Origin of the sequence: Paraburkholderia sp. HD33-4, from assembly GCF_021390635.1 — a bacterium.
Taxonomy (GTDB): domain Bacteria; phylum Pseudomonadota; class Gammaproteobacteria; order Burkholderiales; family Burkholderiaceae; genus Paraburkholderia.
The window spans coordinates 3029877-3042898 of record NZ_JAJEJS010000002.1; the positions used below are offsets into that span (position 1 = coordinate 3029877).

The 13022-nt window shown below is 64.7% G+C and carries 10 protein-coding genes; 4 read left to right on the plus strand and 6 right to left on the minus strand.

Translation table 11 applies throughout. From position 1 onward, the window contains the following. Window positions 1-15 precede the first annotated feature (15 nt). Genes L0U84_RS33610 through L0U84_RS33620 form a run of 3 tightly spaced genes read left to right on the plus strand, consistent with a single transcriptional unit; the run spans window position 16 to window position 2806 of the window. Window positions 16-225 (plus strand): DUF1656 domain-containing protein, encoded by a 210-nt coding sequence (locus L0U84_RS33610; protein WP_176107261.1) that lies wholly within the window; start codon window positions 16-18, stop codon window positions 223-225. Next, window positions 222-1241 (plus strand): efflux RND transporter periplasmic adaptor subunit, encoded by a 1020-nt coding sequence (locus tag L0U84_RS33615; RefSeq protein ID WP_233856316.1) that lies wholly within the window; start codon window positions 222-224, stop codon window positions 1239-1241. The genes L0U84_RS33610 and L0U84_RS33615 overlap by 4 nt, the downstream gene beginning before the upstream one ends. Continuing rightward, on the plus strand, window positions 1238-2806 hold the full coding sequence (locus tag L0U84_RS33620; protein WP_233856317.1) for an efflux transporter outer membrane subunit: 1569 nt from the start codon (window positions 1238-1240) through the stop codon (window positions 2804-2806). Before L0U84_RS33615 ends, L0U84_RS33620 begins: the two co-directional genes overlap by 4 nt. 215 nt (window positions 2807-3021) lie before the next feature. On the opposite strand, the gene L0U84_RS33625 is transcribed toward L0U84_RS33620, so the two are convergent. The 6 genes from L0U84_RS33625 to xylA all read right to left on the minus strand — a co-directional run bounded on the left by L0U84_RS33625 (window position 3022) and on the right by xylA (window position 11438). Beyond that, window positions 3022-3483, minus strand: coding sequence for a (2Fe-2S)-binding protein (locus tag L0U84_RS33625; RefSeq protein WP_233856318.1), 462 nt, complete (start codon window positions 3481-3483; stop codon window positions 3022-3024). A 55-nt stretch (window positions 3484-3538) separates the two neighbouring features. Beyond that, window positions 3539-5809, minus strand: a complete 2271-nt coding sequence (locus tag L0U84_RS33630) for a xanthine dehydrogenase family protein molybdopterin-binding subunit (RefSeq protein WP_233856319.1) — start codon at window positions 5807-5809, stop codon at window positions 3539-3541. A 296-nt stretch (window positions 5810-6105) separates the two neighbouring features. After that, window positions 6106-7305 carry a sugar ABC transporter permease gene (locus L0U84_RS33635; RefSeq protein WP_233856320.1) on the minus strand — a complete coding sequence of 400 codons (1200 nt, stop codon included), beginning with the start codon at window positions 7303-7305 and terminating at the stop codon, window positions 6106-6108. Beyond that, window positions 7302-8861, minus strand: coding sequence for a D-xylose ABC transporter ATP-binding protein (gene xylG / locus L0U84_RS33640; RefSeq protein WP_233856321.1), 1560 nt, complete (start codon window positions 8859-8861; stop codon window positions 7302-7304). The genes L0U84_RS33635 and xylG overlap by 4 nt, the downstream gene beginning before the upstream one ends. A gap of 95 nt (window positions 8862-8956) precedes the next feature. Continuing rightward, a complete protein-coding gene (gene xylF / locus L0U84_RS33645; protein WP_233856322.1) occupies window positions 8957-9985 on the minus strand; it encodes a D-xylose ABC transporter substrate-binding protein in 1029 nt (342 codons plus the stop codon). Window positions 9986-10115: 130 nt separating this feature from the next. Beyond that, window positions 10116-11438, minus strand: coding sequence for a xylose isomerase (gene xylA / locus L0U84_RS33650; RefSeq protein ID WP_233856323.1), 1323 nt, complete (start codon window positions 11436-11438; stop codon window positions 10116-10118). A gap of 330 nt (window positions 11439-11768) precedes the next feature. Between xylA and L0U84_RS33655 the strand changes: the two genes are divergently transcribed. After that, on the plus strand, window positions 11769-12989 hold the full coding sequence (locus L0U84_RS33655) for a XylR family transcriptional regulator (RefSeq protein WP_233856324.1): 1221 nt from the start codon (window positions 11769-11771) through the stop codon (window positions 12987-12989). Window positions 12990-13022 lie beyond the last annotated feature (33 nt).

Sequence of the window (13022 nt, forward strand, 5' to 3'; positions counted from 1 at the left end):
TTTCCAGCTCCCGCGATGATCGGTGAAATCGATATCTTCGGCGTGTTCGTACCGTCCGTGCTGGTCCTGATGTTGATCGCGTATCTGATCAACCTCGGCATTCGCACCGTGCTCGATTACGCCGGCTTTTACCGCTTCGTCTGGCATCGCTCCATCTTCGATCTCGGCATCTACGTGCTGGTGCTGGGCCTTGTCGTCGTCGTTTCGCACAGACTAATAACGTGAAAAAAACCTGGTTCTCCGTCGGTCAGATCCTGCTGACCCTGATCGTCGTGACGGTCGCGGCATTCGTGCTGTGGAAGCTCGTCAACTACTACATGTTCGCGCCGTGGACCCGCGACGGGCACGTACGCGCCGACGTGATCCAGGTCGCGCCCGACGTGTCGGGACTGATTTCATCGGTCGAGGTCATGGACAACCAGCAGGTCAAGCAGGGCCAGGTGCTGTTCAGGATCGATCAGGCCCGCTACACGCTGGCGTTGCGTCAGGCCGAGGCAACGGCGCAGCAGCGCCGCGCGACGCTCGATCAGGCGCGCCGTGAATACGCGCGCAACCGTCAGCTCGGCAACCTCGTCGCCGCCGAAGTGCTCGAAGAAAGCCGCTCGCGCGTCGACGCGGGCGAAGCCGCGCTCGCCGACGCGAACGTCGCGATCGACACCGCGAAGCTGAATCTCGAGCGCTCGACGATCAAAAGCCCGGTCGACGGCTATCTGAACGACCGCGCGCCGCGCGCTGGCGAATTCGTCGCGGCCGGCCGCGCGGTGGTCGCGGTGGTCGACATGCATTCGTTCCGCGTCGACGGCTACTTCGAGGAAACCAAGCTGCGCGGCATCGACATCGGCCAGCCGGTCGACATCATCGTGATGGGCGAGCCGAAGCCGCTGCGCGGGCACGTGCAGAGCATCGTCGCCGGTATCGAAGACCGCGACCGCACGCAAAGTGCCAATCTGCTGCCGAACGTGAACCCGGCGTTCAGCTGGGTGCGGCTCGCGCAGCGCATTCCGGTGCGGGTCGCGCTCGACGAAGTGCCCGCTGATTTCCGCCTGATCGCGGGCCGGACCGCGACGGTGTCGGTGCGTGACCTGTCGCCGGTCAGGACCCGAGCCGTGTCGGGCACGGGCGGTGCATCCGGCACGGTCCCCGCTTCGGCCGCGCCGGTGGCGCCAGGTTCGTCGGTGGCGGGCGGGTCCGCCGGGTCGGCCGCGGCAACGGCCAACGCAGCATCGGGCGCGTCGCAATGAAGTTCGTGCGTACCTTGTCCTCGCCGGCGCCGCGCTTGCCGCTGCTGCCGCTGCTGCCGTTATTGCCGCTCATCGTCGCGCTGAACGGCTGCATCAACGTCGGGCCGAACTACACGCTGCCGAAACAGGCGCTCGTCAATGCGCCGCTCGCGAACGGAGCGATCGAGGGCGCCGATCCCAGGCTGACGTCGACCCTCAACACGCCGACCGTCTGGTGGAAGCTCTACGACGATCCGGTGCTGAACGGTCTGGTCGACCAGGCGCTGAAATCGAATACCGACCTGCGCGTCGCGACCGCGAATCTGGCGCGCTCGCGCGAGGCGCTGGGCGTTGCGCAAGCGCAGGGCGGTTTCTCGGGCGACGCGTCGGTGGGGATCCAGCGCGCGCAGGAATCGGCCGAGCAATTCCTGCTGTTCGAGAAACTGCCGGTCGCCAACCTGGGTGACATGGGCATCAACGTCTCGTACGAAATCGATCTGTTCGGCAAGCTGCGCCGCGGCGTCGAAGCGGCGGCGGCGGACACTGAGGCCGTGGAAGCCGCGGGCGACCTCGCGCGCATCACCGTCGTCGCGGACGTGGTGCGCTCGTACGTCGAGCAATGCTCGGCGGCCGAGGAGCTCCGCATCGCGCAGCAATCGCTCGCGTTGCAGAAGCAGCGCGTGGATCTGTCGCGCCGTCTGCGCGACGCGGGCCGCGGCAACCAGACGGCGGTCACGAGCGGCCAGACCCAGGTCGAGAATCTGAACGCCGATATTCCGCGCTACACCGCGCGCCGCCAGATCGCGCAATACCGGCTCGCGATGCTGCTCGCGCAAGCGCCGTCGCAATTGTCGCCGGCCGTGCTCGCCTGCGACCGGCTGCCGCAAATCCACCAGCCGATTCCGATCGGCGACGGCGCCGGACTGCTGCGGCGCCGCCCGGACGTGCACGAAGCCGAGCGTCAGCTCGCGGCGTCGACCGCGCGCATCGGCGTCGCGACCGGGGCGCTTTATCCGAGCATCAGCATCGGTGCGTCGGCGGGTTTCACCGGCATTCTGGAAGACATTCCCACCTCGCCGACGGCGCGCTGGGCCTTCGGTCCGCTGATCAGCTGGAACTTCCCGATCAATGGCGCGCGCCAACGGGTACGCGAGGCCGAAGCGTCGAGCCAGGTCGCACTCGCGAAGTTCGACGGCGTGGTGCTGAGCGCGCTGCGCGAGACCGAGACCAACCTCGCGACCTACGCATCCGATTACGCACGCGCCGAATCGCTGCGCGCGGCGCTGAAGTCGGCGGCGCAATCGGCGGATGAAACACATCGCCTGTATCGCGCCGGGCGCGAGTCGTTCATCGCCGATCTCGACGCGACGCGCACGCTGACGGCCGCGAAGTCGCAGCTCGCGGTGGCCGAAGGCCAGGTGGCGATCGATCAGGTGAATGTGTTCCTGTCGCTCGGCGGCGGCTGGGAAGTCGGCGGTCAAGCCACGCCGGGAGAAACGCCGCCGCAACTGAAGGCAACGCCTGTGGCGGCCAAGCCGACCGTGAAGTCGGGAGCATCGACGGCCGCGACGGCGAAAGCGCCCTGAACGCCAACCTTACGATTTATTTTTGACAAACTTTCTTTTTGCTTTCGATTTCGGTTAAATACGAGACACCACTTCACGCTACGGGGTCTCGTATGTCGCCATTCATGCAGGGTGTAGTCACGTTGGGCGGATGCATTGGTATCTTCACCGCGGTGGTCGCCGTGGTGGAAATGTTGGCGAATTGAGTCGGGCCGGCGGCGCACCGGGAGAGCGGCTCAGCTGTTCCGCACTTTCGCCGCCGCCTGATGGATCGCCGCCCGCACCCGCGGATACGTGCCGCAACGGCATACCACCGGCGTCATCGCCTCGTCGATATCGGCATCGGTCGGCTCGGGCTTGTGCTTCAGCAGCGCGCAAGCCGCCATCAATTGCGCGCTCTGGCAATAGCCGCACTGCACCACATCGAGTTCGATCCACGCGGCCTTCAACGCCTGCGCCTCGCGTCCCTGCAAACCTTCGATCGTCGTGATCTTCTGCTTCTGCAGGGTCGACATCGGCGTCTGACAGGCGAGGCACGCGGCATCATCGAGATTGATCGTGCACGCGCCGCAGATGCCCACCCCGCAGCCGAATTTCGTGCCGGTCATGCCGAGAGCGCAGCGCAGGACCCATAGCAGCGGCATGTCCGGATCGGCATCGACCTTCACGTTGCGTCCGTTGATATTCAGTAATGCCATGCTCGCCTCCTGAATCGCCGCGCTACACCGCAAGCTTTTGCTGATCCACCGTCCGTCATGCGAGCCGCAACGGCAACGTCCGCAACCGCTGCCCAGTCAGCGCGCACACCGCATTGGCCACTGCCGGCGCGACCGGCGGCACGCCCGGTTCGCCGACGCCTTGCGGATGCAGCTGGCTCGGCATGATGTCGACTTCGATCGCCGGGCACACGTTCATCCGCACGACCGGAAAGTCCACGAAGTTCTTCTGCTGCACCTGGCCGTCGACGATCGTGATCTCGTTCTGCAGCGCGCTCGACAGCCCGAACACGATGCCGCCTTCCATCTGCTGACGAATCAGGTTCGGATTCACCGGCAAACCGCAATCGATCACGCACACCACGCGATGCACGCGAATCTGCCGGTTCGGCCCGATCGACACCTCCGCGACCTGCGCGACGACGCTGCCGAACGCCTCGTGCAACGCGACGCCACGGGCGCAGCGCGCGCCATCGGCGGCGGGTTTGAGCGGACGTCCCCAGTCCGACAACGTCTCGACACGCTTCAGGACCGCCAGATGACGCGGATGTTGCGCGAGCAGCATCGCGCGAAACGCGATCGGGTCCTGGCCGGCGGCGGCGGCGGCTTCGTCGGTGAAACTCTCGGTGAAGAACGCCTGATGCGAGTGGCCGACCGAGCGCCAGAAGCCGATCGGCACCGGCAATTCGACGATCTTGTGCGACACGCGCGCGGCCGGCCACTCGTACGGCTGATCGAACGCGCCTTCGCAGGTGGTCTTGTCGATCGGGATGTGCGGCACGCCGTAGTAGCGCGCGAGCGCATCCGGCACGATCGCCTGGCCCGCCGACTTCGCGTGCCAGGCAACCAGCTTGCCGTGCTCGTCGAAGCCGGCCTGAAGCCATGCCACGCAGGCGGGCCGGTAAAAATCGTGCGTGAAATCCTGCGCGCGCGACCAGATGGTTTGCACCGGACGGCCATCGGCCTCGCGCGCGATCGCCGCGGCCTGCGCGACGAAATCGAGTTCGAGGCGTCGGCCGAACGCGCCGCCCGCGAACTGTGTCTGCACATCGACGGCATCCACGTCGAGGCCGAGCGCTTTCGCCGCATGATGCCGCGCAAGCCGCGGCATTTGCGTCGACACCCAGACGGTCGCCGCGCCGTCGGCGAACTGCACCGTGCAGTTGAGCGGTTCAACCGCGCCATGCGCGAGATACGGCGCGTGATAGACCGCTTCGATCTTGCGCGTCGCCCGGCTCATCGCGTTGTCGACGTTGCCGGTGTGGTAATACACGTAACCGTCCGTATGGTCGAGCGCGTCGACGAGGCGGCGGTCGACCTCCACGCTCGACAGCTTCGCGGCCTCGCCGTCGTGCCAGCTCACGTTGATCGCCTCGACCGCGTTCATCGCGCGAAACGCGTTGTCCGCGATCACGGCCACGCCGCCGGTGCCGCCCGCGAACGGCGGCACGGCGAGCGCCTTGATGAAGCCCGGCATTTTTTGCGCGGGCGTCGCGTCGAAATGCGCGACCGTCCCGCCGAGCGTCGGGCACATCACGACGCTCGCATAGACCAGACCGTTGGGCAGCACGTCGATGCCGAAGCGCGCCGCACCGTCGATTTTCGACGCGGCTTCGATGCGCCGCACGGGCTGGCCGATCAGCTTGAAGTCGGCCGGCTGCTTCAGGACGACGCTGCGCGGCAGCGGCTGTCGAGCGGCCATCGACGACAACTCGCCGAAGGTCGCCTTATGCCCCCACGGGTGCAGCACGTAGCCCTTTTCCGCGCGGCATTCGCCGACCGGCACGTCCCAGCGCCCGGCCGCCGTCTCGATCAGCATCACCCGCGCCGACGCGCCGGCCTCGCGCATCGGCGTCCACAGGTCGTTCATGCTCGACGAGCCGCCCGTCATCATCGTGCCGATCTCACGCACCGCCTTGCTCGTGATCCACACGGTGCCGCGCCGGATGTAGCTGTCGTCGTCAGGGCGAAACGGCAGATCGCCGACGATGGCCTGCACCGCGTTGTAGATCCGGTCGATCGGCGCCTCTTCGACTTGCACCTGCGACCAGTCGGCGTCGAGCTCCTCGGCGAGCAGCATCGCGAGTCCAGTATGGATGCCCTGCCCCATCTCGGCCTTCGGCACGATGATCGTCACGCGGTTGTCGGCATCGATCTTGACCCAGCCGTTCAGCGCGATTTGCGTGCCTTGTGTCGGCAGCGGCGTCGACGTCATCAGGCGCTGCCGTGGCGGCAGCACGCCCCAGCCGACCAGCAGGCCGCCCAACGCACTGGCGCCGCCCAGCAGAAAGGTTCTGCGCGTCAACATGGCATGGCTCGCTCGGCTGGCTCGATGGTGGGAAAGCGGCGACAGCGCCAATGCATCCGTCTTTGTCTGCGGATACTAATAAGACGAATTTGCGAGCGTGAGTCTTAAATGCGCGCGTGAACCTGGAGCGGCCGTGCGGCGTGGGAAGGCGGGGACTGAAAGCGGCGGGGGAAAATCGTGGGGTATTTCATTAACTGCGATCGCGCGGGCGGCGGTGTGCCGGCGTCAGTCATCGCCGGCACACCGCCAACCTCGCGCCTGATTCGATCAGGAGCTCAGGCGAGCATGCGATCCGATCAACGGCGGTTCGAACCCGACACCACGTCGATCCACACGGCCAGCACCAGGATGCCGCCCTTCACGATCATCTGCCAGTACGCGTCGACGTCGAGCATCGACATGCCGTTGTCGAGGCTCGCCATCACGAGCGCGCCGATCAGCGCGCCGTACACGGTGCCGGAGCCGCCGCGCATCGACGTGCCGCCGATAAAGCACGCGGCGATCGCATCGAGTTCGCCCATCGAGCCCGCCGACGGCGAACCGGCCGCAAGCCGCGCCGTGTTGACGATGCCAGCGAACGCGCACATCAGACCCATCAGCGCGAAGATCGCGAGCTTCACGCGGTCGGTATTGACACCCGACAGGCGCGTCGCTTCGAGGTTCGAGCCGACCGCGTAGATGCGGCGCCCGAACACGGTCTGCGTCGCGATCCACGTGAAGATGCCGAGCAGCGCAAGCAGCAGCAACACCGGCACCGGAATGCCGCCGTAGTTGTCGAGCATCGCGACGAAGCCGGCGAGAATCACGCCCGCGCCGATCACCTTCGCGATGTCCTGCCAGAGCGGCACGACGCGCAACTGATAGCGCTGATGATTCGCGCGCTGGCGGATCGTCAGGAAAGCCAGCAGCACGAACAGCACGACGGCGAGCGTGTCGCCGGCGAAGCGCGGCAGATAGCCCTGGCCGACGAACACGAAGCTATCCGACACCGGCGCGATCGTCGAGCCGCCGGTAATGCCGAGCAGAATGCCGCGATACGCGAGCATGCCGCCGAGCCCGACGATGAACGACGGCACGCGCCGATACGTCGACCACCAGCCGTTGAACACGCCGACCGCGATGCCGAGCAGCAGCACGACCGGAATCGTCACACCGATCGGCCAGTGCCGGTTCACGTCGAGAATCGCCGCGACGCCGCCGAGCAAACCGAGCAGCGAACCGACCGACAGATCGATTTCACCGGCGATGATCACGAACACCATGCCGCACGCGAGCATGCCGGTAATCGACATCTGCCGCAGCAGATTCGACAGGTTGCGCGGCGTGACGAACGCGCCGTGCGTGAGCACCGAAAAGAAAATCCAGATCACGGCGACGGCGATCAGCAGCGCGAGAATCTTGTAGCGCGCGAACAATTGCTGGATCCGTTGCGTGCCGCCGAAGGCGCCTCGCGGCGCGGCGTTGTCGGTGCGTTGGGAAGTTACTTCGGGAGTCATGCGGCACTCGCTGCGGTTGGGTTCGAAGATAGATGCACCGGGCGGATCGCGGCGCCGAGAATGTCTTCCTGGGTGAGACCGTCGTTGACGAAGTCGCCGCGCAACTCGCCCTCGCCGATCACGAGCACCCGGTCGCTGATGCCGAGCACTTCCGGCAATTCGGACGACACCATCACGATCGACATGCCCTTCTGCGCCAGTTGGAAGATCAGCTTGTAGATCTCGTACTTGGCGCCGACATCGACGCCGCGTGTCGGCTCGTCGAGAATCAGCACGGTCGGGTTGGTCAGCAGCATGCGCGTGAGCACGGCCTTCTGCTGATTGCCGCCCGACAGACTTGCAATCGATAGCATCGGATTGGCGGCGCGCACGGAAAGCCGCTTCATTTCAGTGTGAATCGTGTCGAGTTCGGCCGCCGAATCGATGCGGCCGCCCGACGCGAAACGCTGCAACACGGCAAGCGTGATGTTATGGCCGACGCTCATGCCCGGCACGATGCCGTGGCGTTTGCGGTCCTCGGGGACCATCGCGATGCCGGCGCGAATCGCGTCGATCGGCGCGCGGATTTTCAGCGGCTTGCCGTCGAGCAGGACGTGCGCCTCGCTGATACCGGCGTACGCGCCGAAAATCGCCTGCATCAGCTCGGTGCGGCCCGCGCCGACGAGCCCGGCGACGCCGAGAATTTCGCCGCGCCGCAACGAGAACGACACGTCGTCCACGCGCTTGCGGCGTGGATTCGTCACGTCGAAACAGGTGACGTTGCGCGCTTCGAAGATCACGTCGCCGATCGGATGCGGTTCGCGCGGAAACAGGTTCTTGATCTCGCGGCCGACCATCAGCGAGATGATCCGCTCGGTCGTCAGCGCGTGCATCGGCTCGGTCGCGACATGGCGGCCGTCGCGAATCACGCTGATCGTGTCGCAGACTGCCGCGACTTCGTCGAGCTTGTGCGAGATGTACACGCAGGCAATGCCGCGCCGTTTCAGATCACGCACGATGTCGAGCAGAATCGCGATTTCAGAGGCGGTCAGCGACGACGACGGTTCGTCGAGAATCAGCAGCTTCGCGCGCTTGTTCAGCGCCTTCGCGATTTCGATCAGCTGCTGATGGCCCCCGCCGTAGTTCATCACCGGCTGCGCCGAGTTGATGCCGGTGATGCCAAGCTCGCGCAACAGTTCGTCGGCGCGCTGGTACATCGCCGCGTAATTCATGCGCCCGCCGGGCAGCGTGATTTCGTTGCCGAGAAAGATGTTTTCCGCGACCGACAACTCCGGCACGAGCATCAATTCCTGGTGGATGATGATGATGCCCGCGCGTTCGGTGTCGCGTACGCTCGCGGCCTTCAGCGTCTCGCCTTCCCAGGTGATTTCGCCATCCCAGGTACCGTGCGGATACACGCCGGAGAGCACCTTCATCAGCGTCGATTTGCCCGCGCCGTTTTCGCCGCACAGGCCCACGCATTCGCCCGGCGATACGGTCAGATCGATGCCGTCGAGTGCCTTTACGCCGGAAAAAGCCTTGACGATGCCGCGCATCGTCAGAAGAGGTTGCGTCATTCGCTATGCCTCGCTGCAAGTTGGGCCGATGTCCGATCACGCTCCCGGGCGCGATGACCCGGGAGCGTGGCGATCACATCACACCCGTCTCTGTGTTATTTGCTCGCGAGTTGCTCTTGCGTGTAGAAGCCGTCCTTCACGACGACGTCGAGGTTGGCCTTCGTCAGCTTGGTCGGCTGCAGCAGCACCGTATCGACCTTCTTCTTGCCGTTGTCGTATTGCGCATTGAACGCCGGCTTGTCGCCCTTGGCCAGCGCGACCGACAGCTTCGCCGCTTCGCCCGCGATCAGCTTCAGCGGCTTGTAGACCGTCATCGTCTGCGTGCCGGCCGCCACGCGCTTCACAGCCGCGAGGTCGGCATCCTGACCCGAGATCGGTACCTTGCCTGCGAGACCCTGTGCAGCGAGCGCCTGGATCGCGCCGCCGGCGGTGCCGTCGTTCGATGCGACGACTGCGTCGATCTTGTTGTTGTTCGCGGTCAGCGCGTCTTCCATGATGCGCAGCGCGGTCGATGCGCTCCACTCCGGCACCCACTGCTGGCCGACCACCTTGATGTCACCCTTGTCGATCGCCGGTTGCAGCACCTTCAACTGGCCCTGACGCAGCATCTTCGCGTTGTTGTCGGTCGGCGCGCCGCCGAGCAGGAAGTAGTTGCCCTTCGGACGCACGTCGTAGACGCCCTGCGCCTGCATTTCGCCGACCTTCTCGTTGTCGAACGAGATGTAGGCATCGATATCCGCGTCGAGGATCAGGCGGTCATACGACACGACCTTGATGCCCGCTTTGCGTGCTTCGGCCACGACGTTGCCAAGCGTCTTCGAGTTGAACGGCACGATCACGATCACGTCGACGCCGCGCGAGATCAGGTTTTCGATCTGCGAGATCTGACGCTCTTCGCTCGCATCGGCCGATTGCACCGACACCTTCGCGCCGAGCTTTTCCGCCGCGGCGACGAAATAGTCGCGATCGCGCGACCAGCGCTCGACGCGCAGATCGTCGATACAGAAGCCGATTTCCGGATGATCCTTGCTGGCGTGCGCGAGCGGCGCGGCGAGCGACAGGCTGGCGAGTACCGCTCCGCACAACAGCGAACTCAGGACGTTACGACGCATTGCGAATTTCATTTGTGTCTCCTTTGTGTAGTGATAGCCGGAATACCGGACGTATCGGTCTGCGCTGCGAGCCGCAGACTCGGACAAGCGACAACCCACAGCTTGCTGGTGCGCGCGGTCGACATGGCCGCGCGATCTTTATTCAACGTCCGCTATAAATCGCCTGATTTACGATGTTTTCCATGTGCTCCTGCTGCCCGCTCACATGCCGGGGGTTCAGGTCGCGCGCGACAGTTTCTGCCGCGAGTGTCGACAGCGAATAGTCGCCAGACAGGATCTTGCGGCCGAACTCGTCATCCCAGCCCGCGTAGCGTTGCCGCTTGAACTGCCCGAGGCGTTCGTTTTCGATCAGTACCGCGGCGCGTTCGAGGCCAAGCGCGAGGTTGTCGATCGCGCCGATGTGGCCATAAAACAGGTCTTCCGGATCGACGCTCTGGCGCCGCACTTTCGCATCGAAGTTCATGCCGCCGGTGGTGAAACCGCCGTGGCGCAGGATCTCGTAGAAGGCCAGCGTCAATTCCTCGACGCTGTTGGGAAATTGATCGGTATCCCAGCCATTTTGCGGATCGCCGCGATTCGCATCGACGCTGCCGAAGATCCCGAGCGCGAACGCGGTCGCGATCTCGTGATGAAACGAGTGCCCCGCGAGCGTCGCGTGATTGGCCTCGATGTTGACGCGAATCTCCTTGTCGAGACCGTGCTGCAGCAGGAAGCCGTGCACGGTCGCGACGTCGTAGTCGTATTGATGCTTGGTCGGCTCCTGCGGCTTCGGCTCGATCAGCAGCGTGCCCTTGAAACCGATCTGGTGCTTGTGCTCGACCACCATGTGCAGGAAGCGCGCAAACTGCTCGCGCTCGCGCACGAGGTCGGTGTTCAGCAGCGTGTCGTAGCCTTCGCGGCCGCCCCACAGCACGTAGTTTTCGCCGCCCAGGCGCAGCGTCGCGTCGAGCGCATGACGCACCTGGGTCGCGGCAAAGGCGAACACCTCCGGATTCGGATTGGTCGCGGCGCCGGCCGCGTAACGCGGATGCGAAAACAGGTTCGCCGTGCCCCACAGCAATTTGATACCGGTATCCTGTTGCTTGCGCGCGAGGTAGTCGGACACGCGCAGGAAGTTCTCGCTGTATTCCTTGACGCTCGCGCCTTCGGGCGCGACGTCGGTATCGTGGAACGTGTAGTACGGGGTGCCGAGCTTCGAGAAGAATTCGAACGCGGCGTCGGCTTTTTGTAGCGCCCGCTCCATAGCGTCGCCGGGTTGCTGCCACGGCCGCCGGACCGTGCCCTGACCGAAGATATCGACGCCGGGCCACACGAACGAATGCCAGTAGCACACGGCGATACGCAGATGTTCCTCGAGCGTCTTGCCGAGTACCTTCCTCGTTTTGTCGTAATGACGGTACGCAAGCGGGTTGTCCGATTGCGGGCCTTCATAACGAATCTCGGGAATGTGTTCGAAATAGGACATCGGCGTCTCCTGTCGGCCCGGGCTGGTGTTGGTGCAAAGCACTTACCCGGGTCCAATCAAAGGTTTTCTTTGCATTCTTCACCGCAATCCGCGCGGCTTGGCCTTGCTGGCCGACGAGGTGACGCCATGCTGCCGCTTGCAAGATGTGCCCGCAATTGCGAAATTTCACAGCAGGCTTGATGTTTCTTACCGCCCGCGCGTTTGTTTACTGCCGTCGCGCGATTCGCCGCCTAGAATAACCAGACGCTTAAAAACGGGGTTGCCGCCAACGCACCCGACACGATGGAGACAAAGGCGTGTGATCTACCGATCCACCCGCCGCTTACCGCCATGACCCGTCCGCAAGCACCTCAGACAACCCATCGGATCGCGCTGCTGTTCAACGCGAACAAGGTCTACGATCGCGAGATCATCACCGGCATCGGCAACTACCTGCTGTCGACCCGGGTCGCATGGGATCTCTTCCTCGAAGAAGACTTTCGCTGCCGGCTCGCGGGTATCCAGCGCTTCGACGGCGACGGCATCATCGCGGACTTCGACGATCCCGCCGTCGACGAAGCCCTGCGCGACTGTCCACTGCCGGTGGTCGCCGTCGGTTCGTCGTACGAGGACCCAACGCAGTACCCCCCGGATTTACCCTATATCGCGACCGACAACAGCAAGCTCGTGTCGCTCGCGTACACGCATCTGATCGGCGCGGGCCTCGAAAACTTCGCCTTGTACAGCCTGCCGCAGGCACAGGAAAACCGCTGGGCGCAACAGCGCGAACTGGCGTTCGGGCATCTGCGCAGCGCGGACGGACGCAGCGCCGCGCAGATCGATAGTGAGATCTATCGCGGTCTGTCGACGAGCGCGCCGTCCTGGAACCAGGCGATCGAACAGCTGACCACGTGGCTGCGGCAACTGCCGAAGCCGGTCGGCATCATCGCGGTCACCGACGCGCGTGCACGGCACTTGCTGCAGGCATGTCTGATCGCGGGCATTCCGGTGCCCGAGGAAGTCGCGATTATCGGTATCGACAACGATCCGCTCACGCGTACGCTGACGCGCATTCCGCTGTCGTCGGTGATCCAGGGCACCGAGGAAATGGGTCGCACCGCCGCGCACATCCTGCATCAGATGCTGCACGGCGCGCGTTTTCCGGGGCGTCGCATTCTGGTGCCGCCGGTCGGCATCAACGTGCTCGAATCGACCCGGCATCAGCCGCTCGCGAGTCCGTATGTGATGCGCGCGCGCCATTTCATTCGTCAGTACGCGTGCCAGGGGATCCGCACCGAGCAGGTGGCCGACTATGTAGGCGTGTCGCGTTCGTCGCTCGAAGAGTATTTCCGGCGCGAGCGGCAGTGCACCGTGCACCAGGAGATCCTGCGTCACAAGCTCGACGTCGCGAAGTCGCTGCTCGCGAAACGCGATGCGTCGAGCGCGGAAGTCGCGATCCGTTGTGGCTTCACGTCGCTCCAATACATGTACGCGGTGTTTCGCCGCGAACTCGGCTGCACGCCGCGCGAATACCAGGAGCGCGTGGGGCCGAAGACCAAAACCGCTGGCTGAGCATGCTTTCTATTTTTTCTTCGCACTGACCAC